Genomic DNA, 25,676 nt, shown 5'->3' on the forward strand with positions numbered 1-25,676 from the left:
AATGCTATTCTTTTGTAAGCTTCTGCTACTTCTGGATATCCTTCTCTATCTGCCTGTCTTGACATTGCTAAGTACATTCCTACTTCTGTACATTCTCCAGTGAAGTTTGCTCTTAATCCTTCTACTATTTCTTCATCTACACCTTTAGCAACACCTATTCTATGTTCGTCAGCCCAAACTCTATCTCCGCCCATTTCTTCGAATTTATCTGCTCCAACTTTACATACTGGACATTCTTCTGGTGCAGTTTCTCCTTCATGTATATATCCACATACTGTACAAACCCATTTTTTCATAATCTTAATCCTCCACAATCTTTACTTTATAATAATTTTATTTGTTTTCTTTTTAAAGAGTTTTGTTATCTCTTTTATGTTATATATTATACCCCTGAAAAAATAGCCTAAACATATTTTTAAAAAAATTTTTTAATTTTTTATATTTTTTCTTATTTAAATATTTTTAGTCTATTTTATATTTTAAATTATGGAGTTTTCTATTTTAGTTTATTTATATATAGTTTTGATTTTATAGTTCTTTTATAATATTTTTTATTAACTTAGCAAAATTTATTTTTACTTTTTCTGTTGTTTCAATTACTTCTTTATGATTTAGTTTAGTTTTAGATATTCCAGCTGCCATATTTGTTATACATGATATCCCTATTACATCCATTCCACAATGTATAGCTGTGATAACTTCTGGTACTGTTGACATTCCAACTGCGTCTGCTCCCAATATTCCTATCATCTTTATCTCTGCTGGAGTTTCATAGCTTGGACCTGATAAATAGGCATATACACCTTCTTTTAAATTTAAATTTTCTTTTTCCCCAATTTTTTTTATTAAATTTCTATGTTTTTCACTATATGCATTTGACATATCTGGAAATCTAGGTCCTATTTTGTCATCATTTTTCCCTATAAGAGGATTTGAACCACTAAGATTTATATGGTCTTCAATAATCATCAAATCTCCCGGTTTAAAGTTTTTATTTACTCCTCCTGCTGCATTTGTCACTATTAATGTTTTTGCTCCTAACATTTTTATAACTCTTACTGGAATAGTTGTTGTTTCTTGCGAATATCCTTCATAATAATGAAATCTTCCTTGCATAGCAATAACTTTTTTACCTTCTAAATCACCTATTATTAATTCTCCAATATGACCTTCTACTGTAGATACAGGAAAATTAGGTATATCTTTATATTTTATCCTTATTGGATTTTCTATTTTTTCAGCCATAGACCCCAATCCAGATCCTAATATAAGTGCTATTTCTGGTTTTATGTTTGTTAAGGTTTGTATATACTCTACAGATTCTAATATTTTTTTATACATTAGTATCACTCCTTATAATATTATATTTACTATTTAACATATAATAACATCATGAATGTATATTTACAACTTAATAAATTCTTTAAATACTTATTATAATTTTCATATTAAAAATTTATTTCATAATATGTTACTTTCATAGCTTAATTTTAATCTACTCTTCATAAAAATACATATCTTTAACTATTTATAAAATCCACAGTTTAGACTATAATATATATTAAGTTATTTACTATATAAAATATATAATTATCTACATGAAATGGAGGAACTGTAGTGATAAATATCTATATCGATGACTCAGGTAGTAGAAGTATTAAAGATTTAGACCAACCTATATACCTTCTTACTGCTGTTTGTATAAATAATAAATATTTCAAAGAAATAAATGATGATATAAATAAAATATCTGAAATATTTAAATATAAAATAGAAAATACTTTAGAATCATCTTTTAATAAAAATACTTATACAGAAAAAAGAGCTCACAAAATGTCTAATCTACTTACAAATTTAATTGTTGATAAATCATTTGAACTTCATTGTTCTGAAATTATAAGAGGAGATATTCCATATATAATATTGGATAAAGAAGATAGAATAAATACAATAAAAAAAGTTTTGAGAGTTGTAGAGAAATACAATTTACCCATTTTTACTATATATTGTAATAAAGAAGATTTTTCATCAAAATACGGTAAAAATAATAACTCTGAAGATTTATTAAATAAAAATATGACAAAAATTTTTATTGATACATTATTAGATTATTTGACAGAAATAGATGAACAAGCTTGTTTAATTGCTGATGAAGGAAATTATACAATATCTAATTATATTATTCCATATATTCGTGAAATAGATAATGAGCGAATTAGCTGTGAAGTGATGCAGAAAAAAAGTTTTGAAAGCGTAAATATTCAATTGGCAGATATTTGTGCATATACAACAAATATGAGTTTAATGTATAAAATAAAAAAAGATAATTATAAGCACAAAAATATAGCAATAGATTTATTTAGTTTAATTTCAGATTATAGCATAGTAAAAAAGGTCTACTAATTTAAAATATATAATTATTAATCTATCAATCATATTTCTATTCATATTAATATACAAAACTCTTATATTTAGTGCATATAAACTTTCATTCAGAATTTAAATAAATTAAATCTTAAATATGAAAAAGGGCTATTCTTCTTAAAGTTAGCCCTTTATTATTTTTATAATAAAAAAAGTGAAACCCGTCACCTCGTGTTCCACTCCTTATAATTCTCTATACTGATTTCTTAGAATACACCCGTCATCTCGTGTAATATTCCAATCTATCTTCACTTATATATTAACATAATTTCTTTAATTTTTCAATTTTTACTTTAATTTTCGCAGTAATATTATTAAAATTATTGACATTATATTATATCTGTTATATATTATCTATAACAGATATAATATAAGGAGGCTATAATAATGCAATTTGAATTAGATTTTAATAGTGATAAGTCTATATATATTCAGATAGAAGAAAATATTATAAAATCCATTGCAAAAGGTGATTTGAAAATTGGAGATTCTCTTCCTTCTGTAAGAAATATGGCTGAAAACATAGGGGTTAATCTACATACAGCTAATAAAGCTTACAATTCTCTTAAAGATAAAGGTTATTTAAATATAGATAGAAGAAAAGGTGCTATTGTTTCAGATTTACCTCTCAAAAAAAATTCAGATTCAGAAAAGAACTTATATAGTGAGCTAGAAATATTTATTTGTAATGCTTTTTTATCTGGTATAAGTAAAGAAGAATTTATTGATTTTTCAAAAAAAATTTATAATGAATGTGAGGTTATAAAAAATGACTAACTTTTTACTAGTTATAATAATATTATTATTTTCAATGATAATAATGTCTGTATCTTTTTACTATATGCAAAATTTTTCAAATAAAAATATTTTTTATGGTGTAAATATTCCTAAAAAATATAGAGATTATGATGAATTGAAAAAAAGTGATAAATATTATAAAAAATCAATCTTATTATTGAGTTTTACATCTTTATTTTTACAAATAGCTTTTTATATAGCTGCTAGTTATTGTGAAAATAAATATATTTACATATTATCTTTTTATTTCCCTATATTATTTTTAAGTATAGCTTCTTTCATTGTTTATTTCAAAACGTATAAGGCTGTACTTTCTTTTAAAAAAGAATTTTTATCGACTATTGATAAAGAATTAGATTCTAAAAAAGTGCAGATATTCGATATCAATTTTTTAAAAGAAAAAGAAAAACTAATAAAAAAATATCGTATTTTATGTATTATACCTATTTTAATTACATTTTTAATAACATTATATATTATTTTAAATTATAATAAGATACCAAATATGATGCCTGTTCATTATAATTATCTAGGTGTTGCTGATAAATTTATTGAAAAAAATGTATCATCATTTTTATTTCAATTATCTTATCCTTTGATTATGATGATTATACTTTATTTTTCAATTATAAGTTCTTTAAAATCTAGAATAAAAATGAATGATAAAAATTCTGAGAATTTTTCAATTTCTAAGTTGAAATATTTGGAATATTTGGCTTTTTCATCTTTTATCATGCTAGTATCAATGTCAATACTTTTGAACTCTATTTCTTTAGCTCTATTATTCAAAAGTTTAAACATTGTGATTAATATTACTACTACTGTTTTAATGTTATTTTCAATAATTCCTATTATTTATTTTTCAATCAAAATCAAAAATGATTCTTCTTCTGATTCTTCTTATTCAGTTGAAGATGATGATGAGCATTGGATTTTAGGAAGTATATATTATAATAAAAATGATCCATCTGCTTTTACTTCAAAAAGATTCGGTATTGGTTGGACTGTTAATTTAGGAAATATAAAAGGCAAATCTTTTTGTATACTAATACTATTATTCGTATTTTGGGTAGTTTTCTTTTCAATAAAATATCTTTAAATAGTTAAAATAATTAGTAACTATTATCAAATTTTATAACTTAATAAAATAATATGTGTAATAAACAAAAGCTATGGCGGTACTATCATTAGTTCACCATAGCTTTCTATTATTTTTGATAAATAAAATTATATGTATTATTCTATACAATGTTAAATGGATTTAAATTTATTTCACTTTTCATAACTTCTATATCTTTAAATTCATTTTTTAAGAAATCACTCATAACATCTTTAAAAATATCTTCACTGTCAAAGTGGCCACAATCTACTAAATTCATTCCCATATCTAATACATCTTGTGCATCATGATATTTTACATCTCCAGTTAGAATGACATCTGCACCCTCATTTAATGCAAGTTTTGCAAACTCTGAACCAGATCCAGTTACAACAGCTACTTTAGATATTTCTTTTTCTAAATCTCCAACAACTCTTAAAGAATCTGCTTTTAATATTTTTTTTATTTTGTTACATAAATCTTTTAATTTTATACTTTCTTCTAATTCTCCTATACGTCCAAGTCCATATGTTTCTCCATCACAGTAATCTTGATAAGAATCTATCTTATCCAAAACTTTTGTATTTTTAATTTCCATAATTTTCATAAAATAATCATTCAATCCATCAAATGCTATGTCAAAATTTGTGTGCATAGAATATATAGATATATTATTTTTTATAAGTTTGTGTATTAATTTTCCTTTGTAATCATCTGTTGTGATTTTTTTTATTTTCCCAAAAATAAATGGATGATGTGTTACTATAAGATTAACATTTTTATCTATTGCTTCATCAACCACTGATTCATTAGCTTCTAATACAGTCATTATTTTTTTTATATCTGAGCTTAAATCACCGACTATTAATCCTACATTATCCCACTCGTATGCTAAATTCAGTGGATATTTATTTTCTATTTTTGTTATTATATCATTTAATTTCATAATAATCACCTTTTTAAATTTAAAATTAAATTATAGTTTATAAAAGATTTTCTAATTTTTTTATTTTGATTTCTATTTCTCTTCTTTTCTCTGATATAGTTTCACTTTCTATACCGTCTAATTTATCTAGTATAGCCTTATTTGATCTTATTTTTTTATTTATAAATTCAGTAAATAGTTCATTTTTATTGTTTAGTAACTTTTCTCCAACTTCATAATATATTTCGTCTTCAGGAATATTATTTTTTCCAGTGTACTTAGCTGTCATTATTTCATATATTCTAAAGTCTTCATTTTCAAGAGTTTCTTCCATTATTTCATATCCATTATTTAGTAGATATTTTCTTAATTCTTCTTGTGCTTGCATAGGTTGAAGTATCAATTTTTCTGCATTTTGTGCTACTTCTTTTTTAGCTTCTAATATATCAGCTATTAATATACCTCCCATACCAGCTATTATAATTTCATCTACTTCGCCTTTTTCTAATACTTCTATTCCTGAGCCACATCTTAAATCTGTTTTATTTTCTAAAGAATTATGTCTTACTTCTTTTCTAGCATTTTCTAAAGGCCCTTTATTTATATCTGCTAAAATTGCAAATGGTATTTTATTATTTTTTAGTAAATAAACAGGTATATATCCATGGTCAGTTCCTATATCTGCTATTCTTTTTCCATCAGTTACAAATGATGCTATTTTATATAATCTATCCGTTAATTTCATATTATTTTCCTTTCAATATTTATTATATAGAAAAAATACGTCTTTAAGTAAGACGTATTTTTATATATTTTATTAGTCAAGATAGTCTCTAAGTTTTTTAGATCTACTAGGATGTCTTAATTTTCTAAGTGCTTTTGCTTCTATCTGTCTTATTCTTTCTCTTGTTACATCAAATTCTTTACCTACTTCTTCAAGAGTTCTAGCTCTACCATCGTCAAGACCAAATCTTAATTTAAGAACTTTTTGTTCTCTTTCATTTAAAGAACCTAAAACTTCTTCTATTTGTTCTTTTAATAGTGAGTATGCTGCTGAAATATCTGGAGCTGGAGCATCATCATCTGGTATGAAATCACCTAAATGAGAATCTTCTTCTTCTCCTATTGGTGTTTCTAAAGATACTGGATCTTGTGCTATTTTCATTATTTCTCTAACTTTTTCTTCAGATAAATCCATTTCTTTAGCTATTTCTTCAGGTTTAGCATCTCTACCCAATTCTTGTAATAACTGTCTTGAAACTCTCATTAATTTATTTATTGTTTCAACCATATGTACTGGTATTCTTATTGTTCTAGCTTGGTCTGCTATGGCACGTGTTATAGCCTGTCTTATCCACCATGTTGCATATGTACTGAATTTAAATCCTTTTTCATAGTCGAATTTTTCAACAGCTTTTATAAGACCTAAATTTCCTTCTTGTATTAAATCAAGGAATAACATTCCTCTACCAACATATCTTTTAGCTATACTTACAACTAATCTTAAGTTTGCTTCAACAAGTCTTTGTTTTGCTAATTCATCACCTTCGTGCATTCTTTTAGCATACTCTACTTCTTCATGAGGTTTAAGTAGTGGTATTTTACCTATTTCTTTAAGGTACATTCTTACAGGGTCATCTATACTTATACCTTTAGGTAAAGATAAGTCTATTGTTTCTGAATCACCATCTTTTTCATCATCATCAGGATTAGAATCATCTATATGATCAAATTCCATATCATTATTATTTCTTTCAATAAAAGTTGCATTATTCTTTTTAGATTTTTCATCTACTAATTCTATGCCTACACTTTGAAGTGTTTCATAAAGGTTATCCATCTGTTCTTTATTCATTTCCACTGTTTCAAAAGCATCACCTATTTCTTCAAATGTAAGAGATCCGTTCTTCTTTCCCTTTAATATCAGTGCGTTTGCTTTCTCTTTTAATTCTTTTTTGTTGTCTGCATTTTTTACTTTATCCACACTTAAACCCCCTTTATAAACTTCTCAATCTTTTATTTAAATCTACTGTTTTCAAAGCTATATTCATTATTTCAATATCTAGCTCTTTTATCGCTTCTTTATTAGAATCATCCATTTTTTTTCTATTTTGTTCTAATTCTGATTGATGTTTTCTTAGATTTTCTATTTTATTTTTTAATGCATTTCGTTTAACTGTTCTTATTGTTTCTTCTATTTCATGAAAATTATTTATATCTATAAGTTCTAAAGAAATCTCTTTTAATGTATTTAAATAACTCTCATCTATATTATCCAATTTTTGAAAATCCAATACTTCTTCTGGATCTAATTTTTCTAAAACTTTGATTATATTTATACTATCTTTAAGTAATAAATCACTTTCATCTATTTTTAGTAGTATCTTTTCTCTTAAAAATGGAAATTTCATCATCATTTTTATTAATGTTATTTCCGTAGTTTCCTCTCCATTTTTAGCTACTTCTACTTTTTCTATATTTAATTTTTCTTCTTTAGTATTAAAATTATTAAATTTATTGTCTTTTTTTAATGATTTTTTTGTATAATATGATTTACCGTATATTTCCCTTTTTACAGCATCTTCATCTAATTGAACTATTTTGCTTAAATATTTTATGTAATAGTCTATTTCTACTGGACTTTTTATTTGTTTAATAATATCAACTGCACTTTTCGCAAATTTTATTTTGTTTTCATCTTTATTCAAATCAAATGATAATTTTAATTTATCTATTTTAAATTTTATCCGAGGTACAGCTTCTTTTATTGCATCTTTATATCCTTCTGTTTTATATTTTCTAACATATTCATCTGGATCTTTTGCATCTTTCAAATCTAACACTTTTACTGATAACCCTGCTTCAACCAAAATATCAATTGCTCTAATAGTTGCTTTCACACCTGCTTCATCAGAATCATATGATATTATTACATTGTCTGCATATCTTTTTATTAAATTAGCTTGCTGACTTGTAAGTGCTGTTCCTAATGTAGCAACTGCTATTTGAATTCCATATTGGTATAAAGATATTAAATCCATATAACCTTCAACTAAAATAACTGTCCTTGTAGTTAAGTTTTTTCTTGCAAAATTTAGTCCATATAAGTTATATCTTTTATTAAATATTTGTGTATCTGGAGAATTTAAGTATTTTGGAAGAGAATCATCTAAAACTCTACCACCAAATCCTATGACATTGCCTCTATAATCAAATATAGGGAACATCACTCTATTTCTAAATTTATCATAATACTTACCTGTTTTAGTACTTTTCCCAATTAGGCCACACTCTATAAGGTCTTTTTCTGTATAACCTCTGTTATTTATTAAATATTCCATTAGACTATTCCATGAATCTAGAGAATATCCCAAGCCAAATCTTTTTATAGTTTTATCATCAAGTCCTCTATTCCTAAGGTATTCGTAGCCTTTATTTTTTGTACTCATTAGATTTGATAAATAAAACCTAGCTGCTTCAGTGTGTATATCTTGATATCTTTTACTTAATTCTAATCTTTTTTTTGTGTCTTCATCTATGTTTAAATTTATATCTATTCCGCATCTAGTTGCTAGCATTCTCACTGCATCCATAAAATCTAGATTTTCCATCTTCATGATAAAATTTATAACATCTCCACCTTCACCACAACCAAAACATTTATAAACTTGTTTTGATGTACTTATATGAAATGAAGGTGTTTTTTCGACATGAAAAGGACATAAAGCTTTATAGTTTTGACCAGATGGTTGTATTTTTATATATTCGCCTATTATACTAGCAATATCACATCTAGCTTTTATTTCATCTATAATCTCTTTCATATCGTTCATCTAAACACATCCTTATTTTTTGTCTTAACATTTCTATTTTACACAATTTAAAATCTTTGTCAATGTTTTAATATATAAATAATTCTATTTTTTATTTAAATTCCCTCTTTTTATTTATAATTTTTTTTAATTTTTTCCATCATTTCTTTAAAATCATCAAATTCTAGAGATTGTTCTCCATCTGATAATGCTTCTTCTGGATTTGGATGAACTTCTACCATAAGTCCATCAGCACCACAGGCCAATGCTGCATATGACATTGGTTTTACAAGTTCTCTTATACCTGTTCCATGACTCGGATCAACTATAACTGGTAGTCCTGTTTCTTTTTTTATTATAGGTACTGCTGCTAAATCAAGTGTATTTCTTGTATAATCATCGTATGTTCTTATACCTCTTTCACACATTATGATTTTTTCGTTTCCTTCAACTGCTATGTATTCAGCCGAACAAATCCATTCATTTATAGTTGCTGCAAGTCCTCTTTTTAACATAACTGGTTTATCCTGTTTCCCAGCCTCTGATAATAGTGGAAAGTTCTGCATATTTCTAGAACCTATCTGTATTATATCTGTAGAATCATATACTTTTTCTAAATCTCTAATATCCATAAGCTCTGTTATAACAGGCATTTTTGTTTTTTTTCTTACTTCTTTTAAAATTTCAAGACCTTCTTCTTTTAATCCTTTAAATGAAAATGATGATGTTCTAGGCTTGTACGCTCCACCTCTTAATATATCTGCTCCCTGACTTTTTACAAATTCTGCTGTTTTTAGAAATTGATCATAACTCTCTATTGCACATGGTCCTGCTATAACTATTTTATCTTTCCCAAAAATAGTGCCTTTTTCTCTATTTATAATAATATCTTTCTGCTTTGAAAAAGGATTATTCTCATTGATTTCAAATTCTAAAACATTTCTTTTTTCTTCATTTGAAAGTTTATTGAATATATCAGATATACATTCTCCTTTTATATTTAATTCTGTATTTAAATCTAAAAGCGGTCTTATTACAAATGCTCTTTCTTTCATAAGTGGATGAGGTATTTTTAAATTTTCGGTATCTATAACCTCGTTATTATATAATAAAATATCTACATCTATTGTTCTAGGTCCCCATTTTATTACTCTTTTTCTATTTAGTTTTTTTTCTATATTTTGACAAAACTTAAGCATTTCTTGTGGGTCTAAGCTTGTATCTATTTCTACACACATATTTAAAAAGTCCGGTTGTTCTGTATATCCCCATGCTTTTGTTTCATATATTTTAGACTTTTTTATAGAAAAAATATACACACTATCTTCTAACATATCATATGCTCTATTTAGATAGCCAAGTCTATTTCCCATATTAGTCCCAAGACTAAGATAAACTTTATTCATTATTGTATCTCCTTATTTCTACTCCCATATAATCAAAAATTCCTTTAACAGGAGCTTCTTTCTTTCTAATTCTAATTTTAATAGAATATATTTTTTTAAATTTTTTCAATATTTCTGATGCTATTTTCTCTGCTAATGCTTCTATTAAATTAAATCTTTCTTCTTCTGTTATTTTTCTAGTTATCTCATAAACTTCTGCATAGTTTATAGCTTTTGTAAAATCGTCACTTATTCCAGCTTCTTTTGTATCAGTTTCTATCTCTATATCTATAAAAAATTTTTGTCCCAGCACGTTTTCTTCATTTAATACACCATGATATCCATAAAATGCCATATCACTTAAAATAATTTTATCCATAACCATATATAATTTAAATATAAATATTTAATCCCTTCTAATTATTATATTTTATCTATAAAGAACATCTGCTATTTTTGCAGCTCTTAAGTTTTCTTTTACATCATGAACTCTTACAATATCAACACCATCTCTTATTCCAAGAACAGTTGTAGCTATTGTTCCTTCTACTCTTTCTTTTGGTTCTATATTTAAAATATTTCCTATAACAGATTTTCTAGATGTTCCAAGTAAAATTGGATAGTTTAGCTCTTTAAGCTCTCCTAATCTTCTTAAGACTTCTAGGTTTTGTTCAAATGTTTTTCCAAAACCTATTCCTGGATCGATTACTATTTTTTCTTTTTTTATACCTGCATCTATTGCTATTTCTATACTTTCATTTAAAAAGTCTTTTATTTCTTCCATTATATCTTTTTCATAGTTTGTACCATTTTGATTGTGCATTATACAAACTTCAGCATTGTATCTAGCTATTGTTTTTGCCATATTTTTATCTTTTCTAAGTCCCCAGACATCATTTACCATTTCTACACCTAATTTTAATGCTTCTTCAGCTACATTAGATTTATATGTATCTATTGATATAGGAACTTTTATATTATCTTTTAATACTTTTATAATAGGGATTACTCTTTTTATTTCTTCATCGCTATCTACATATGTATGTCCTGGTCTAGTAGATTCTCCTCCAATATCTATTATATCTGCACCTTCTTCAACCATTTCTTCTGCGTGTTTTAGTGCTTTATCTATTGAATTAAAATTTCCTCCATCAGAAAAACTATCTGGTGTTACATTTAATATACCCATTATATACGTTTTTTCTCCATATTTAAACATAATTTAGTCCTCCACTACATAAGTATTAAATTCATAGCCTCTGTTCTAGCTGCTACATCTTTTTCAAATATACCTCTAACAGCAGATGTTACTGTTTTTGAACCTGGTTTTTTAACACCTCTCATTGTCATACACATATGTTCCGCCTCTATAACAACCATTACACCATATGGTCTTAACTCTTCCATTATTATATCCGCTGTATCTTTTGCAATTCTTTCTTGTAATTGTGGTCTTTTTGATATAGTTTCAACTACTCTAGCTAATTTAGAAAGTCCTGTTAATCTACCTTCTTTTGGTATATATACTATATGTGCTTTTCCAAAAAATGGTACTAAATGATGTTCACAGCAAGAATAAAATTGTATATCTTTTACAATTACCATTTCTTCATGTGATTCTTCTGGAAATGTAACTTTAAGATGTTCTCTTGGATCTTTGAATAATCCACAAAATATTTCTTCATACATTCTAGCAACTCTATCTGGAGTTTCAACAAGTCCTTCTCTATCTGGGTTCTCTCCAATAGCTTCTAATATATCTCTAACTGCTTTTTTAATTTTTTCTTTATCTACTTTCCCATTGTTTTTTAAATCTGCCATTAAAAACACTTCCTTTTTATACTTTTATTTTAAATCATTACATTTTTTTATGATATCAAGAGATATATTTTCTTTATCAAAGACTATTTTGGGATTTGACAATGCTTTAATAAAAAATTTCTCTTTTTTCTCTATGTATTTATAGGCACTTTCTTTTGAAAAGTAATTTATATCAAATTCTACATCAAAATAATTTATAAACTCTCTTATTTGATCAGAAATTTGTTTTTCCTTTATAATAAATAAATCTATATCATTTATGTTTAAATTTTCTTCTATTAAATTCTTATTCTTAGATGAACCTACTAAAAAAATACTTATTATATTCTTATCATTTTTCAAATTATTTATAACTGTATCGAATGCTAATTTTTCTTTTTTGCCCATTTTAGCCTCCAAATTTTATTTTTAGGCGACGTATTATATATACTTCTATAAATTTTCTTTTTTTCCTCTTTTATTTTAGTTTTTTTATTTTAAATTTAAAAAGGAAGACTTAATAACTATAAATCTTCCTATAAAAAATTATTCTCTACCAGTAAATACTTCTTCAAAGGACATTCCAAATATTACAGGCTCATCATTTTCCCATGTTCCACTATACAATATTTCTCCTGTCTCTGTGTAGAAAGTTCCTTCTCCATGTTTTTTTCCGTTTTTAAAGTCTCCTTCATAACTTTTTCCATCTTCCCAAATGAATCTTCCTTTTCCATTTATGATGTTATTTGTCCATTGTCCTTCATAAACTAAATTTCCATGTTTATCAAAACAACATCCTCTTCCGTTAAATTTACCTTGTTTGAATTCTCCAATATAAATATCTCCTTCTTTCCATTGGTAGAATCCATATCCTTCTTTTCTACTATCTTTCCATTCTCCTAAATACTCAGCTCCACTATTATATACCATTCTTCCTATTCCATTTGCCATCTCTCTTTTGAAAGAACCTGTATACTCATCTCCATTTGAGAATTTATAAAATCCTTTTCCTTCTCTATTATTATTTTTAAATTCTCCTATGTATTCATTTTTAATTTCTCGCTCTGAATAAAAAATATAATTTCCCATTCCATGCATTTTATTATTTATCATTTTTCCAATATAAATATCTCCATTTGAAAACTCATATATTCTCTCAACTGGTTTTACATTTTTTCCATCGGGATTTGGTGTATATGAATCTACTTTTATATCCATATTTTCATCACTATATTCATCTTCATAATAAAAATCTTCCTCATTTTCACAATCGCTTTCTTCATCTGTGCTATATTCATCCATTTTTATTAATCCATCGTCTAAAAGCTCTTCATCATATTCAATATCCTTTTCTAAATCAGTATCTATAACACCTATTTCTTCCCAAAAATCATCTTCTGAATCATCTTTTAGTATGCTCATAGCTTTTTTAACATCATCTGAATTCATTCCATAATCTTCATTTATGTCTATATCTATATTATTTTCATCTTCTATTTTTACAGATTCATCTTTATCATCTATATAAAATTCAGATTTCTTGAAATATTCTTTTTCTATTTCTTCCTCTTCTTGTGATGTTTTTCTACACATTTCTATTTCATTAACTTCAAATTCAGTTGCATATTCTTCTTTTTTTATTATTTTTTCTCTTTTACTTTCAAAATTTCTAACTTTCTTTTCAACAGAAAGTATTTCTCTTGTATATCTATTGTATATTTCTTTATATCTTCTTGGTAGATTCATAATTTTCCTCCCAAAGTATTTATTCGCATTTTAATCATCTTATATAATATTATAATACTATTTTCTTTTACATAAAAGCAAAAAATAAATCCCCAATATTTAATCTTGGGGATTTATTTTTATATTTATCAATATATACAATTTATTTTTATTTAAAGATCTTTTGCTTTGAATCCTCTACCTTTTACTTCAGTTATATCATTTACTGAAATAAAGGCTTTTTCATCACAATTAAGTGATATTTCTTTTATTTGAGGAATTTCACTTGTAGAAACTACTGTATATATTATTTTTTTCTTTTGATGAGTATATGCTCCTTCAGCTTCAAGGAAAGTAACACCTCTAACTAATTTTTGCATTATTAATTCTGAAATCTCTTCTGCTTTATCAGATACAACCATAACAGCTTTTTGTGAATTCATAGCATCTTTAACGAAATTCATTGCTGTTGCATTTAAGAATATATCTATAAGTGTATATAAAGCTAAATCTAATCCAAATAAAAAACTTCCTATAAATACTATTACAGCATTTATAGCCATTGCAGTATCTTTCATTTCAATATTTTTTTTAACTTTTAATATAGCCGCTATTATATCTGTTCCTCCAGTAGATGCTTTAGCTCTAAATACAAGACCTACTCCAGCACCTGATAATAATCCTCCATATATCGCCTGTAAAATAATATCGTGTATTGGTATAAATTGAGATACATCAGATGTCACACCTAATAAAAATGAGAATATCGCCATATTAATAAGACTTAATATACAAAATTCTTTTTCAAGATATATAAACCCTAATATAAATACTGGTACATTTACTACAAATGTTAATACCCCTATATTCATTCCTGTAAGATAATTTATAGCAGTTGATATACCTGTCGCTCCACCACTAAGAAGCTGAGCTGGTCTTAAAAATCCATTTACTCCTATTGATGTTATAAGCATCCCAACTATCATCGTTAAAAATCTTAAACTAGGATGATCTTTTAGAGTATCTTTTACTTCACTCATTGTTTTCTCCCTTCAAATTATGCATTAATAAATTTATGTTATTTACTAAGCAGTATTAACTTCACATATATATTATAATCAAAATCTTTTTATTGTCTAGTTATAAAAACTGTATATTTTTAATTAAAAGTGGATTTTACTTTATTTTTAAATACAGTATACTGTTTTATAAAAATCCAATTGAATACATTTTTTTAATTCTTGCAGTTTTTTTCTTTTTTTTATAATATAAACCCATATTTTGAAATTATTTTACAATTATTTTTCATAAATAATTTTATAACTTAAATTTATTTATTTTTCAATTTTGTTTATAATACTTTAAAATATATATTTCTTTATTTGTATTTTTATATATTTTTATAAAAATTTTATAAGTATCGGAACAATTATAACTGTAATCATACCTGATATACCTATAGAAAGTCCACTCATCGCACCTTCCACTTCTCCCATTTCTATTGCCTTTGTCGTACCAAGTGCATGTGCTGATGTTCCTAAAGCAATTCCCCTAGCTATTGGATGCTTTATTTTACCTATTTTAAATATTAGCGGAGATATTATTGCTCCTAATATCCCTGTACAAATTATAGCAACAACTGTTATAGCTTCTATTCCTCCTAAAGAATTTGTAAGGGATATTCCCATCGGTGTTGTTATTGATTTTGGAATCAATGAATTTAAAAGACTTGCATCTACTTTTGATAAAAAACCTATTAATTTTATTGAAATAAATGAAACTAAAACTCCCGCTGTAATGCCTATTATTATTTCAATCATATTTTCCTTAAATAATTCAAATTGCTTATACAATGGTACTGCTAAAACAATTGTAACTGGAGATAAAAAATAATTTATGCTATCTCCACCTATTTTATAACTTTCATATGGTAATTTTGTAATACTTAAAAAACTTATTATTCCTATAATAGCTATAAGAAGTGGATTAAATATTGGATTCCCAGTTTTTTTCTGTATTAATCTTCCTAAATTATAAAAAATTATAGTAAGTAAAAGACCAAAAATTGGTGTCTTTGTTATATCATACATTAATCTCTTTTTTCCTTTCTTTTCATCATTACTTCTACTACTATACCTGTACTCCACATTACTACAACTGTTGTAACAAATATAGCTATAATTAAAAGTATCATATTTTCTTTTATAATATCCATTGATTTTATAAGAGATACACCTGCTGGTACAAAAAATAATGCCATATTATCTAAAAAGAAATTTGATACATTTTCTATTTTCTCTATTTTTATTATCTTAAATTGTAACATTAAAAATAATAAAATCATTCCCACTATACTACCTGGTATTAATATAAATTTTGAAATAGCAGCACTTATATATTCCCCAACTGCCCATATTCCAAGTATTATCGCTAATTGATTAAAAATTTTCATTCAAATTCCTCCTTTCCCCTTAACCAAAATATCATATATTGTATACAATAGTCAATTATATATTAATTTTCATTGATATACATAATTTTCATTGATACAAATATATAATTAAATCCATTTAAAAACTTTTTTTAGTAAACTAAATTTCTTATCATTAAATGGTGGATATTTAATACTTATATCTGCAATTTTTTTTGATTTTACAACTGCTTTTTTATGACTAAATGTATCAAAACTATACTTTTCATGGTAACTTCCTATACCACTTTTACCAATTCCTCCAAAAGGAAGATTTTTTGATGAACAATGTATTATTGTATCGTTTATACATCCTCCACCAAAAGATATTTTTTCAATTATTTCTTTTTCAAAATTTAAATCTTTTGTAAATAAATATAGAGCTAAAGGATTTTTATTTTTATTTATTATACTGTATATTTCTGTTTTTTCTTCATAAGTTACAATTGGAATTATTGGTCCAAATATTTCTTCTTTCATTATTTCACTATCTATATTATTAACTTTTAAAATCATCGGATTTATTTTTAATATATTTTCATCAAAACTTCCTCCATAAATAATTTCTTCTTTTTCTACAAGTTTTTTTATTCTATTGAAGTGTCTTTTGTTTATTATTTTAGGATAATCTTTTGATTCCATCGGATTTTTTCCATAAAATAATTCTATGTAATGAATTAATTTTTCAATTAGTTTATTATATATTTCTTCTTTTACTATTATATAATCTGGTGCTACACATGTTTGTCCAGAATTTAATAATTTCCCCCAAATTATCTTTTTTGCTGCATTATCTATATCAGACGTTTCATCAACTATACATGGACTTTTTCCTCCCAATTCAAGTACACAAGGAATCAATCTCTCTCCTGCTGATTTTGCTATAATTGAACCTATATTTGGATTACCTGTATAAAAAATAAAATCAAAATCTGATTCCACTAATTTTTCAGCTTCTTTTCCATCTCCCCAAAATACAGCAACATATTCTTCTGAAAATATTTCTTCTATTATCTCTTTTATAATTTTAGATGTTGCTAATGACAACTCTGATAGTTTTAAAACCGTACAATTTCCAGCTGCGATACTCCCTATTAACGGCATTATTGCCAACTGAAACGGATAATTCCACGGTGATAAAATAAGGCATTTACCATAAGGTTGATTGTATATAGTATTTTTAGAAAAAGGATTCATAATAGAAAACTTAATTTTTTTCGGTTTAGACCATTTACTTAAATTTTTTATACTATTTTCTATTTCACTTTTTACTAAACCTACTTCTGTTGTAAATGCTTCAAATTCTGATTTACCCAAATCTAGTTGTAAGGCATACAATATTTTTTCTTCATATCTATCAACTGCTTCTTTTAATTTTTTTAATTGTTCCTTCCTATATTCTATATCAATAGTTTTTCCTGTATAAAAAAATTCATTTTGTTTCTTTAGTATTTTTTCTATATTATTCATTTTTTCCTCCAAAATTCTTATTAAAATAAAAGGGTTGCTAAATTAATTAACAACCCCTAATTTATAATTTATAAAATTTTTAAACCTCTGGATTAGGTGTTTCTCCACCTGTAGAACCACTTCCACCATCTGGACTAGGTGTTTCTCCACCTGTATTATCTGAATTTCCATTTTCTGGTTTATTTTCAGGATTTTCTGGTTTTTCTTCTTTTGGAGCAGTTCCTACAAATATGACACCATTCTTTTTAGGATAGTATGATGTACTTATTTTTTCTTTCTTTATTTGTTTACCATTTTTATCTTTGTATATTCTATATGTTTCAACAGTATATCCATTTCTGCTTGGTTTTTCCACTACTTCTTTTCCTGCAGGTAAGTCAGACTTGTTTACTTTTTCAGAAGTAGCACTTGCAATAGATATAACTTTAGTCTGTATTTCTATATTTTGTTCATCAGATTTATTTCCAAATACTTGACAAACTATTGTTCCACCACTCACATAATTTTGAACATATACATTATGTTTATATCCATTTTTAAATATAAAATCTATTCCACTATCTGTAACAGTTGCATCTCTACCCATTCCAACATAAGAAGAAGGTATTGAATGATTTTGAACTTTTACAATTTTCATACCAGATTTTAAAGTAGCATTGTATAAAGTTGATGAAACTTGGCATACACCACCACCTAAATCTTCTTGCATTTCTCCAGATACTATAACTGGTGCACTCTTATATCCATTTTTTTTGTTTCTTTTACCAACTATTTTATTAAAAGAATATTCTTCTCCTGGTCTTAACAATACACCACTTGATGATTCTGTAGCGACCCTTACATTTTCAGTTCTATTATAATCTCCTTTTATACTAGTTACTGATGTTCCAAGTAAGCTATTAATTCCTTTTAAATCTTCTTTTTTTATTTTAGGCTCATCTACTTTTACCACTGCTTCTGTATCAAACTTATTTTCAGATAACCGTTTTTCAATTTTTCTTTCAGTTTTATCTTCAATAAGTAAAATACCATCTTTTTCTGCTATAATAGAAACTTTTTTATTTTCCATATTTATTTTTGCATTTTCTTTTTTTCTATCCACATCTTTTTTAATTTTTTCAAGTTCTTTTGATATCCTATTTCTATTAAACTCTGTAACTATATAAACTTTGTTTTTATGTCCTAATATTGATTTAGTCATGCCAATCATATTTGTAAATATACCTTTATCTCTATTTACTTCATATGCATTTTCTACTGTTTTATCAATATTATATCTAAATTTCATATCGTCTAAGTTTAATTTCCAACTTCTATCATTATTTTTTACAATAAAAGTATTTGCTTTGAATATTTTTATTTCTTTTTTAGCTTCTTCTTTTGTCATTCCACCAACATTTACGCCGTTTACAATGACATTATCTGCTATTTTATTGCTTTTTACCTTTGAAAAAACTATTCCAAATGCACATAATATAACAACTAAAATAGCTACTATAATTACTTTAATTTTTTTTGACATTTAACCTCTCCTTTTATTTTTATTGTTTTAATAAATTCAATTAATCTTATATTTATTAAAATAATACATTTTAATTATAAATTAATATAGACTAATAAATCTATTATTCTCAAGAAAATATACATTAGAATTATACATATCTACACAGTAAAGATCCTTCCCTCTTAAGAAGCCTTTGTTACCTATAAAGAAGAAATATGTATTTTCTTTTTTATTCAGTAATTCATTTAATTTTTTATCTCCTTTTACATATCTTTCTGCTTTTTCCTTATCTATACTTTCTATTTTTTTATATACCCTCTTATTTTTTTCTAATTCATCTTTAAACTCATTTTCTGCATCTTCTTTTGAAATAGCAAATTCTACATTTCCCTCAATAGTAACTCTAAAAAAGTCTGTATTATAATCATTTTTATAAGATCTATCTCCATCTTTATATGAATATATTTTTTTATCTTTTGCTCTTATTAAAATTTCATCTATTCTCTTACTTCCTTTTAATATTTCAACATAATAATATTTTTCACCATTCAGCATCTGTGGAAGTGGACTTATTGTTATTTCTTCTGGTTTTATATCTGCTTTTTTAGAATATGAGTTTTTTATGTCATCAGAATTAAGTGTATACTCAGATAATTTTTTTTGATAATCTTTTAAAATTTTATCTATTTCTTCATCATCAGGATAGTATTTTTTCACATATTCTATATCTTCTATAGCTAACTGATAATCTCCCTTTTTTGCAGCATTATTAGCTTCTTGAATATAATATTCATACATCTTTTCAATACATTCATTTTTATTATCCTCTGCTTTTTTGTAATATTTTTCATCTTTTTTTAATACTTTTTGATACTTTTCTATAGCTTTTGAATATTGAAACTTTGTTTGATATTCATATCCTTGTTCGTATATTTTTCTAGAATCATATATAGACTCTATTTGTTGTATGTATTTTTCAGTTCCTATTTCCATTCCTTGTAAAGCTGATATAGAATCTACAAATGATTTTGCTGTATCATAACTTATCTCATCTTTACTATACATAATCGCTGCTTTTTCACATTGTTTTAAGAGTTTTTCATTCTTTATATCTAACTTATTTAAAGAATTAATCATATTGACAAATCCTGTAAATTTTTCTTTTGTTATTCTACCTTCAAAAAAATCATTTCCTGTTTTTTCTAAAAATTTATTCATCTTTTTAGATAATCTATCGTCAAAACTTTCCATCTTACTTTCTGAAAATTCTTTTTCAAGAGAACTATAGTAATCTAAAGCTATTGCATATTGTCTATTTTCAATATAATTCATCATATGTTTAATTTCTGAATGATATCTAAAATGATTCCAAACTAGGAATATCAATAATAATATAGATAATATTTTTATTAGTTCAAATTTATTTTTTTTAGGCATTTTAAATTTTATTTTATTGTCTGGGGGATTATTCTTTTTTTCAGTTTTTGTATTATTATCTTTATCATTAATCCAACCATCTATTTTCATTTAATATATTCTCCTATGTAAATTTCATTTAATCTATTATTACAAAAAATAAAACACAGTAACAACTGTGTTTTATAATTATATATACAATTGCATTTCGAGCAAAATAAAATTTCTAATACTATGATACTTTTCTTCTATATTCTTTTTGTGAACTTGAAGTTGATACTCTAGACGTGCTCTTTTTATGTGCTTTCTGCTTATTATTTGCCACATTTCTTTTAACTGGCTTTTTAATTATTCTTTCTTTATTAGCCAAAACTATAAATATAGCTAAAGGTATTACAAAAGAGTTTGCTATTAAGAAATAATAATCTAGACTAGGAGTATTTATGCCTAAGAAAATATTTATAAATCTTATCATTATTGCAGACATATTACATAATATTAATGAAATTAATATATATCTAAATATTCTTTTACAATTTAAAGTTTTTATTTTAAATTTTTTCAAATAAATCACCTCCTATTATCAGCTTCATAAATCAATTAATTAACATAATTATATCAATTTTTTTTAATCTTTTCAATAAGTTTAACAATATTAATCATTTTATCCGATAAATTCCTTATTTTTCCTATTTTCAAAAAAATATATATTTTTTAAAAATTTTTTAAAAAAAGATTGACATTATATCTAATCTAGATTATTATTAATATTAAATAAATTAATAATTTTCAGAAAATTCTACGACAAGGAGTAGTAGCTAATTTAAACTTTTTTACAGAGAGTTGATATTTGGTGAGAATCAGCATAAAGAACTTTAGTGAATGGACCTTAGAGAACCAAATCGAAATATTTAGAGTAGACTTTGGCGTTTGGTGTACGTTATAACACACAGAATATGTTAGTATTCTTGAGAGATATATTCTTCTAATTATTTAGTATGAATATGAATTTAGGTGGCAACGCGAATTATAACTTCGTCCTATTTGTAGGACGGAGTTTTTTTATTTTTTTAGATTGGAGGTGTAATTATGGTATGAACTTTAAATGAAGATAGTATTGAAAGTAATTGGCAAAAAAATAAATTTATCTTATTGGAGGAAATAATAATGAAAACAAATACTTACTCAATATCAAATACAAGAAAAATGGTCTTAAACTCTATACTTCTTGCTATAGGTCTTATACTTCATCAGATTACACCTGCTTTGGCCCTACCAATGCAACCTGATTTTGCTTTAATAACTATGTTTATTGTAATTTTATTAAATAAAGATGATTATAAAAGTTGCTTATTAGCAGGAATTGTTACAGGAGTATTTACTGCACTTACAACTAAATTTCCTGGAGGACAAATTCCAAATATAATAGATAAAATAATTTCTGCAAACCTAGGATTTATATTTATTTATTTAATGTATAAATTACCATTTTTAAAAAAATTAGATGAAAAAAAATTAAATAAAATAAATTCTTTTATTTTATTATCTGTTGGTACTTTTTTAAGTGGATTTATATTTTTATTATCAGCAAAATACATTGTTGGACTTCCTGCTGGTTTTAATTTACTTCTTATCACCATAGTAGTTCCTTCTGTTGTAATTAATTTAATTGTAGGAATTATTCTTTATAATATAGTAATTCGTTGTATAAAATAATTTTACCATTTATATAAATTTATTAACTTATACTATAATCTGATAAAAACAAATAAAAAGCTATCATATTAATTAATATGATAGCCTTTTTTTATTTGTTTAATCCTTCTTTTGCAAGTTTATCTGCCATTTCATTATAGGTATCACCAGTATGTGCAGCTACTTTTACAAAGGTAACTTCTAATTTATTTTTTACTGAATTATAAAAATCTCTATATTCAATAGTACCTTGTTTATTAGCTTTCCAATCTCCTGTACACCATTTTTCTATACCTTGATAGTCATAATACAATATTAATCTTGGAATATTATTTTTTATGCAATAATTCATAGCATATTCTGATGCTTTTATCTCTCCTGCAACATTTCTCATGCTTATATATTCACTTTCTTTTCCGCCAAAACTCTCTTTGTGAATAACTTCTTTATTTCTTAAAATAACTATTCCTGAACCATATTTTTTTATAGAATGTTCATAACTTCCATCTACATAAGCTTCTATTGTATTTTCATCTATCTCAATTTCTTTTTTTATTCCCAATATAAAATTTTCTGCTTCTTCTTTTGTTGGAAAACTTTTAAATTCGGCACCTTTAAATCCACTTATTTGCTTACTACATTCAGTCCAAGTGTTAAAAATACCCGTTTTAAATCCTTTTCTAACTGCATAGAATTTCTTTTTAGCCAAATAAACACCTCCAATATATAACAAATTTTACTTTTACTATTCTAACACACTTTTACAATATGATATATATATTATATCTATTTGACTATATTTTATAAATATACTAACAAGTTTTTAAGAATTCTTTTTTATCCTTCAATTCTTTCATTCCTTCATAGACTGTTCTTATTTTTGTTTTGAATAATAGTATTGCAATTATCATACAAACTCCTTCTGAAAGAATTGCAGAATACCATATTCCTTCTCCACCAAGTATCGCAATCATAATATATAATGAAGCTAATATTAAGAAAAATCCTCTTCCTAACGAAACTACAGCTGCTATTGAAGGTTTTTCTACAGAAACAAAGAATGCTGATATTATAACATTCAATCCCATAAAAGCAAATGAATATGAATAAATCTGTAAAACTCTTATACCTTCTTCAAAAATATTTTTTTCAGATGGATCTATAAATAGACCTACTATAAAATCTGGTACAATATGACAAACTATAACAAATACTATAGAGGCAATAATCGCTACAACCGCTGACATTTTAAATAATTTTTTCATATTTTTAGAGTTTTCCGCTCCAAAGTAAAAACTAACAAGTGGCTGCATACCTTGTGCTACACCCATCATAGTCATAAGAACTAGTGTATTAACATAATTTATAATACTATAGTATACAACACCTTGTTCACCTATATATTTTATTATATTTAGGTTGAAAAGCATAACCACTATACCACAACTTAATTCAGTTGTTGAATCTGGTATTCCTATAAATGCTATCTTCTTTAGTTCTCTCAAATCAAATTTAAATCTTGAAAAGTTTAATGTTGAATTTTTTCTTAAAAAGTGAATTAAGAAAAATACAGTTGAAAATACTTGCGATAATCCTGTTGCAATAGCTGCTCCTTGAACTCCCCAATGAAATACCATTATAAATAAATAGTCTAGTATAACATTTGTTAGAGCAGAGATTATAACTCCACAAGTAGCTAATACAGGAAATCCATCTGTTTTTATAACTACTTCTAATGAATAAGATACCATGAAAAATCCATTGAATATTACAATTATTCCTAAGTAATGTTTGACATATTCCATTGTAGAATCAGTAGCCCCTAAAAATGTCGCTACTTTTTCCAAATTAATTAATACAACTCCCATTATAATTAATGAAAGAATTATTATAACTGCTGTATTTAAAGAAAATACCTTATTTGCAGATTTTATATCTTTTTTACCAAGATAAACTGCTATTATTGTAGATGCTCCTGTTGAAAACATTAAAGATAATGCAAATATAAAATTTATAAAAGGCATAGATATATTTACAGACGCAAGAGCTGTTTCCCCTACTCCTTTAGCTACAAATATCCCATCAACCATTGTATATAGTGAGAATACCCACATTGAAACTACTGATGGTATAACATACCTTAAAAATTTTGCTTTTAGTGTTATTTTTTCATCGTATAACAATTTCGAATCCATTTTTATTACTCTCCTCTCTTCTTAATTAAAAGAATAAACTATAGTACTATACTATAGTCAATAGATTTCATAAATTTTTTTAATTTTTATTAAAATTTTAAGTATCTTTATAATTTTTTTACTGGAACTTGAATTTCTGTAACAAACTCTTCTGGATTACCTGTCTCATGAATATCTATTTTATAAATTTCTAGAGGAGCTCCTATAGCTAATAAATCATTTTCATTTATAAATTTCTCTATTTTTTTTAAATGTTTATAATTTTCATCATATTCCCCTCTATATTTAAACGTAGCATAATATCCCTCTTCCAAAGTTATGTTATAAATTTCTTCATCTTCATCCAAAAGACAAAATACAGACTTAAATACATTATTCATTCCTTTTTTTAAAGCATCTTCAGAAAAAAATGAACCTATATTATTATTTCCTAAAATGTCAAATCTTCCTTCATATTCATTTTGTAATTTTTGCACACAAAAATCAAACTCTTCATCTCTAGTTATATTTGCATTTAATTCAATTGCCTTTCTTTTTTTTATATATTTTAATTCTACATTTTCAAAATCAGTAATTTTTTTAGATTCATTTATGGACTTTAATCTATTTACTATATTATTCTTTTGAGAAATTAGCTCCTTTATTTTAATTTCAGTCAAACTCAATTCTTCATTTAATATTTCTTCGGTTGTTTTCAATGTTCTATTTTCAAGATATTCTTTTATCTTCTTCATAGAAAATCCAAGACCTTTTAGTTCTTTTATTAAATTAAGGCGATATATATCTTGTATACTATACATTCTATATCCATTTGTATCCCTATCTGGTTTTAAAATTCCTAGTTCTTCATAGTATATTAAAGAATCTTTTCCAAATCCATAAATTTTTGATATTTCTCCTATTTTATAATAATCTTTCATATATTCCACCTTTTCTATACTTTTATAATATTTTTACA

The 25,676-nt window shown here is 25.3% G+C and carries 26 protein-coding genes and 1 other annotated feature; of the genes, 4 read left to right on the forward strand and 22 right to left on the reverse strand.

The annotated features are described in order from the left end of the window. A partial coding sequence (locus tag Q1J78_RS07905; RefSeq protein WP_300276082.1) for a rubredoxin-like domain-containing protein occupies nt 1-296 on the reverse strand: 296 nt, incomplete at its 3' end. A 232-nt stretch (nt 297-528) separates the two neighbouring features. Then, nucleotides 529-1,341 carry a purine-nucleoside phosphorylase gene (locus Q1J78_RS07910; protein WP_300276084.1) on the reverse strand — a complete coding sequence of 271 codons (813 nt, stop codon included), beginning with the start codon at nt 1,339-1,341 and terminating at the stop codon, nt 529-531. Nucleotides 1,342-1,617: 276 nt separating this feature from the next. Between Q1J78_RS07910 and Q1J78_RS07915 the strand changes: the two genes are divergently transcribed. The 3 genes from Q1J78_RS07915 (at nt 1,618) to Q1J78_RS07925 (ending at nt 4,321) form a co-directional block, all read left to right on the forward strand. Beyond that, the gene (locus Q1J78_RS07915; protein ID WP_300276086.1) at nt 1,618-2,403 is read left to right on the forward strand and encodes a DUF3800 domain-containing protein; all 786 of its coding nucleotides are present in this window, start codon (nt 1,618-1,620) and stop codon (nt 2,401-2,403) included. A 408-nt stretch (nt 2,404-2,811) separates the two neighbouring features. Further along, nucleotides 2,812-3,201: a GntR family transcriptional regulator gene (locus Q1J78_RS07920; RefSeq protein WP_300276087.1), complete on the forward strand. Its 390-nt coding sequence runs from the start codon at nt 2,812-2,814 to the stop codon at nt 3,199-3,201. Then, the gene (locus tag Q1J78_RS07925) at nt 3,194-4,321 is read left to right on the forward strand and encodes a DUF5808 domain-containing protein (RefSeq protein ID WP_300276089.1); all 1,128 of its coding nucleotides are present in this window, start codon (nt 3,194-3,196) and stop codon (nt 4,319-4,321) included. The genes Q1J78_RS07920 and Q1J78_RS07925 overlap by 8 nt, the downstream gene beginning before the upstream one ends. A 142-nt stretch (nt 4,322-4,463) precedes the next feature. On the opposite strand, the gene Q1J78_RS07930 is transcribed toward Q1J78_RS07925, so the two are convergent. From Q1J78_RS07930 to Q1J78_RS08015, 17 genes are all read right to left on the reverse strand, one after another. After that, entirely contained in the window at nt 4,464-5,267 is an 804-nt protein-coding gene (locus Q1J78_RS07930) for a Nif3-like dinuclear metal center hexameric protein (RefSeq protein ID WP_300276091.1), read from the reverse strand. Nucleotides 5,268-5,304: 37 nt separating this feature from the next. Then, entirely contained in the window at nt 5,305-5,991 is a 687-nt protein-coding gene (locus Q1J78_RS07935) for a tRNA (adenine(22)-N(1))-methyltransferase (RefSeq protein WP_300276093.1), read from the reverse strand. 72 nt (nt 5,992-6,063) lie between these two features. Then, on the reverse strand, nt 6,064-7,230 hold the full coding sequence (rpoD, locus tag Q1J78_RS07940; RefSeq protein WP_300276095.1) for an RNA polymerase sigma factor RpoD: 1,167 nt from the start codon (nt 7,228-7,230) through the stop codon (nt 6,064-6,066). A 13-nt stretch (nt 7,231-7,243) separates the two neighbouring features. Next, nucleotides 7,244-9,079 carry a DNA primase gene (gene dnaG / locus Q1J78_RS07945; RefSeq protein ID WP_300276097.1) on the reverse strand — a complete coding sequence of 612 codons (1,836 nt, stop codon included), beginning with the start codon at nt 9,077-9,079 and terminating at the stop codon, nt 7,244-7,246. A 110-nt stretch (nt 9,080-9,189) separates the two neighbouring features. Next, nucleotides 9,190-10,464 (reverse strand): 3-deoxy-7-phosphoheptulonate synthase, encoded by a 1,275-nt coding sequence (aroF, locus tag Q1J78_RS08670; RefSeq protein WP_330683250.1) that lies wholly within the window; start codon nt 10,462-10,464, stop codon nt 9,190-9,192. Continuing rightward, complete coding sequence (folB, locus tag Q1J78_RS07960) at nt 10,457-10,822, reverse strand: dihydroneopterin aldolase (protein WP_300276099.1); 366 nt, start codon at nt 10,820-10,822, stop codon at nt 10,457-10,459. The genes aroF and folB overlap by 8 nt, the downstream gene beginning before the upstream one ends. A gap of 51 nt (nt 10,823-10,873) precedes the next feature. Further along, entirely contained in the window at nt 10,874-11,662 is a 789-nt protein-coding gene (gene folP, locus Q1J78_RS07965; protein ID WP_300276100.1) for a dihydropteroate synthase, read from the reverse strand. A gap of 14 nt (nt 11,663-11,676) precedes the next feature. Continuing rightward, nucleotides 11,677-12,264 carry a GTP cyclohydrolase I FolE gene (gene folE, locus Q1J78_RS07970; protein WP_300276102.1) on the reverse strand — a complete coding sequence of 196 codons (588 nt, stop codon included), beginning with the start codon at nt 12,262-12,264 and terminating at the stop codon, nt 11,677-11,679. Nucleotides 12,265-12,288: 24 nt separating this feature from the next. Beyond that, on the reverse strand, nt 12,289-12,651 hold the full coding sequence (locus Q1J78_RS07975) for a hypothetical protein (protein ID WP_300276104.1): 363 nt from the start codon (nt 12,649-12,651) through the stop codon (nt 12,289-12,291). A 138-nt stretch (nt 12,652-12,789) separates the two neighbouring features. Continuing rightward, entirely contained in the window at nt 12,790-13,989 is a 1,200-nt protein-coding gene (locus Q1J78_RS07980; RefSeq protein WP_300276106.1) for an MORN repeat-containing protein, read from the reverse strand. A 152-nt stretch (nt 13,990-14,141) separates the two neighbouring features. After that, on the reverse strand, nt 14,142-15,008 hold the full coding sequence (locus tag Q1J78_RS07985) for a YitT family protein (RefSeq protein WP_300276108.1): 867 nt from the start codon (nt 15,006-15,008) through the stop codon (nt 14,142-14,144). Nucleotides 15,009-15,368: 360 nt separating this feature from the next. After that, nucleotides 15,369-16,115 (reverse strand): LrgB family protein, encoded by a 747-nt coding sequence (locus Q1J78_RS07990; RefSeq protein WP_330683249.1) that lies wholly within the window; start codon nt 16,113-16,115, stop codon nt 15,369-15,371. Then, nucleotides 16,058-16,420: a CidA/LrgA family protein gene (locus Q1J78_RS07995; RefSeq protein WP_300276110.1), complete on the reverse strand. Its 363-nt coding sequence runs from the start codon at nt 16,418-16,420 to the stop codon at nt 16,058-16,060. The genes Q1J78_RS07990 and Q1J78_RS07995 overlap by 58 nt, the downstream gene beginning before the upstream one ends. 108 nt (nt 16,421-16,528) lie before the next feature. Continuing rightward, nucleotides 16,529-17,908 carry an aldehyde dehydrogenase family protein gene (locus tag Q1J78_RS08000; RefSeq protein ID WP_300276112.1) on the reverse strand — a complete coding sequence of 460 codons (1,380 nt, stop codon included), beginning with the start codon at nt 17,906-17,908 and terminating at the stop codon, nt 16,529-16,531. A 79-nt stretch (nt 17,909-17,987) separates the two neighbouring features. Next, complete coding sequence (locus Q1J78_RS08005; RefSeq protein ID WP_300276114.1) at nt 17,988-19,430, reverse strand: VanW family protein; 1,443 nt, start codon at nt 19,428-19,430, stop codon at nt 17,988-17,990. A gap of 81 nt (nt 19,431-19,511) precedes the next feature. Next, the gene (locus Q1J78_RS08010) at nt 19,512-20,939 is read right to left on the reverse strand and encodes an outer membrane protein assembly factor BamD (RefSeq protein ID WP_300276116.1); all 1,428 of its coding nucleotides are present in this window, start codon (nt 20,937-20,939) and stop codon (nt 19,512-19,514) included. Between the two features lie 121 nt (nt 20,940-21,060). After that, nucleotides 21,061-21,393, reverse strand: coding sequence for a hypothetical protein (locus tag Q1J78_RS08015; RefSeq protein WP_300276117.1), 333 nt, complete (start codon nt 21,391-21,393; stop codon nt 21,061-21,063). Between the two features lie 227 nt (nt 21,394-21,620). Further along, nucleotides 21,621-21,874 (forward strand) — a binding site (T-box leader). 121 nt (nt 21,875-21,995) lie between these two features. Between Q1J78_RS08015 and Q1J78_RS08020 the strand changes: the two genes are divergently transcribed. After that, nucleotides 21,996-22,544, forward strand: coding sequence for a tryptophan transporter (locus Q1J78_RS08020; protein WP_300276119.1), 549 nt, complete (start codon nt 21,996-21,998; stop codon nt 22,542-22,544). A 91-nt stretch (nt 22,545-22,635) separates the two neighbouring features. Here the strand turns inward: Q1J78_RS08020 and Q1J78_RS08025 are convergent, their stop codons facing one another. The 3 genes from Q1J78_RS08025 to Q1J78_RS08035 form a co-directional block, all read right to left on the reverse strand. After that, a complete protein-coding gene (locus tag Q1J78_RS08025) occupies nt 22,636-23,232 on the reverse strand; it encodes a ribonuclease H1 domain-containing protein (protein WP_300276121.1) in 597 nt (198 codons plus the stop codon). Nucleotides 23,233-23,335: 103 nt separating this feature from the next. After that, complete coding sequence (locus Q1J78_RS08030) at nt 23,336-24,718, reverse strand: MATE family efflux transporter (RefSeq protein ID WP_300276123.1); 1,383 nt, start codon at nt 24,716-24,718, stop codon at nt 23,336-23,338. A gap of 107 nt (nt 24,719-24,825) precedes the next feature. Then, on the reverse strand, nt 24,826-25,638 hold the full coding sequence (locus tag Q1J78_RS08035; RefSeq protein ID WP_300276125.1) for a MerR family transcriptional regulator: 813 nt from the start codon (nt 25,636-25,638) through the stop codon (nt 24,826-24,828). Between the last annotated feature and the right edge of the window lie 38 nt (nt 25,639-25,676).

Origin of the sequence: Peptacetobacter sp., from assembly GCF_029264495.1 — a bacterium.
In the GTDB taxonomy this organism is placed as follows: Bacteria; Bacillota; Clostridia; order Peptostreptococcales; family Peptostreptococcaceae; genus Peptacetobacter.

What these genes read in the sequence shown, in the direction of transcription:
- Q1J78_RS07910 (WP_300276084.1), bottom strand. Translation starts at nt 1,341, where the DNA reads ATGTATAAAAAAATATTAGAATCTGTAGAGTATATACAAACCTTAACA.
- Q1J78_RS07920 (WP_300276087.1), top strand. Translation starts at nt 2,812, where the DNA reads ATGCAATTTGAATTAGATTTTAATAGTGATAAGTCTATATATATTCAG.
- Q1J78_RS07925 (WP_300276089.1), top strand. Translation starts at nt 3,194, where the DNA reads ATGACTAACTTTTTACTAGTTATAATAATATTATTATTTTCAATGATA.
- Q1J78_RS07930 (WP_300276091.1), bottom strand. Translation starts at nt 5,267, where the DNA reads ATGAAATTAAATGATATAATAACAAAAATAGAAAATAAATATCCACTG.
- Q1J78_RS07935 (WP_300276093.1), bottom strand. Translation starts at nt 5,991, where the DNA reads ATGAAATTAACGGATAGATTATATAAAATAGCATCATTTGTAACTGAT.
- dnaG (WP_300276097.1), bottom strand. Translation starts at nt 9,079, where the DNA reads ATGAACGATATGAAAGAGATTATAGATGAAATAAAAGCTAGATGTGAT.
- aroF (WP_330683250.1), bottom strand. Translation starts at nt 10,464, where the DNA reads ATGAATAAAGTTTATCTTAGTCTTGGGACTAATATGGGAAATAGACTT.
- folB (WP_300276099.1), bottom strand. Translation starts at nt 10,822, where the DNA reads ATGGATAAAATTATTTTAAGTGATATGGCATTTTATGGATATCATGGT.
- folP (WP_300276100.1), bottom strand. Translation starts at nt 11,662, where the DNA reads ATGTTTAAATATGGAGAAAAAACGTATATAATGGGTATATTAAATGTA.
- folE (WP_300276102.1), bottom strand. Translation starts at nt 12,264, where the DNA reads ATGGCAGATTTAAAAAACAATGGGAAAGTAGATAAAGAAAAAATTAAA.
- Q1J78_RS07975 (WP_300276104.1), bottom strand. Translation starts at nt 12,651, where the DNA reads ATGGGCAAAAAAGAAAAATTAGCATTCGATACAGTTATAAATAATTTG.
- Q1J78_RS07980 (WP_300276106.1), bottom strand. Translation starts at nt 13,989, where the DNA reads ATGAATCTACCAAGAAGATATAAAGAAATATACAATAGATATACAAGA.
- Q1J78_RS07985 (WP_300276108.1), bottom strand. Translation starts at nt 15,008, where the DNA reads ATGAGTGAAGTAAAAGATACTCTAAAAGATCATCCTAGTTTAAGATTT.
- Q1J78_RS07995 (WP_300276110.1), bottom strand. Translation starts at nt 16,420, where the DNA reads ATGAAAATTTTTAATCAATTAGCGATAATACTTGGAATATGGGCAGTT.
- Q1J78_RS08000 (WP_300276112.1), bottom strand. Translation starts at nt 17,908, where the DNA reads ATGAATAATATAGAAAAAATACTAAAGAAACAAAATGAATTTTTTTAT.
- Q1J78_RS08005 (WP_300276114.1), bottom strand. Translation starts at nt 19,430, where the DNA reads ATGTCAAAAAAAATTAAAGTAATTATAGTAGCTATTTTAGTTGTTATA.
- Q1J78_RS08010 (WP_300276116.1), bottom strand. Translation starts at nt 20,939, where the DNA reads ATGAAAATAGATGGTTGGATTAATGATAAAGATAATAATACAAAAACT.
- Q1J78_RS08020 (WP_300276119.1), top strand. Translation starts at nt 21,996, where the DNA reads ATGAAAACAAATACTTACTCAATATCAAATACAAGAAAAATGGTCTTA.
- Q1J78_RS08030 (WP_300276123.1), bottom strand. Translation starts at nt 24,718, where the DNA reads ATGGATTCGAAATTGTTATACGATGAAAAAATAACACTAAAAGCAAAA.
- Q1J78_RS08035 (WP_300276125.1), bottom strand. Translation starts at nt 25,638, where the DNA reads ATGAAAGATTATTATAAAATAGGAGAAATATCAAAAATTTATGGATTT.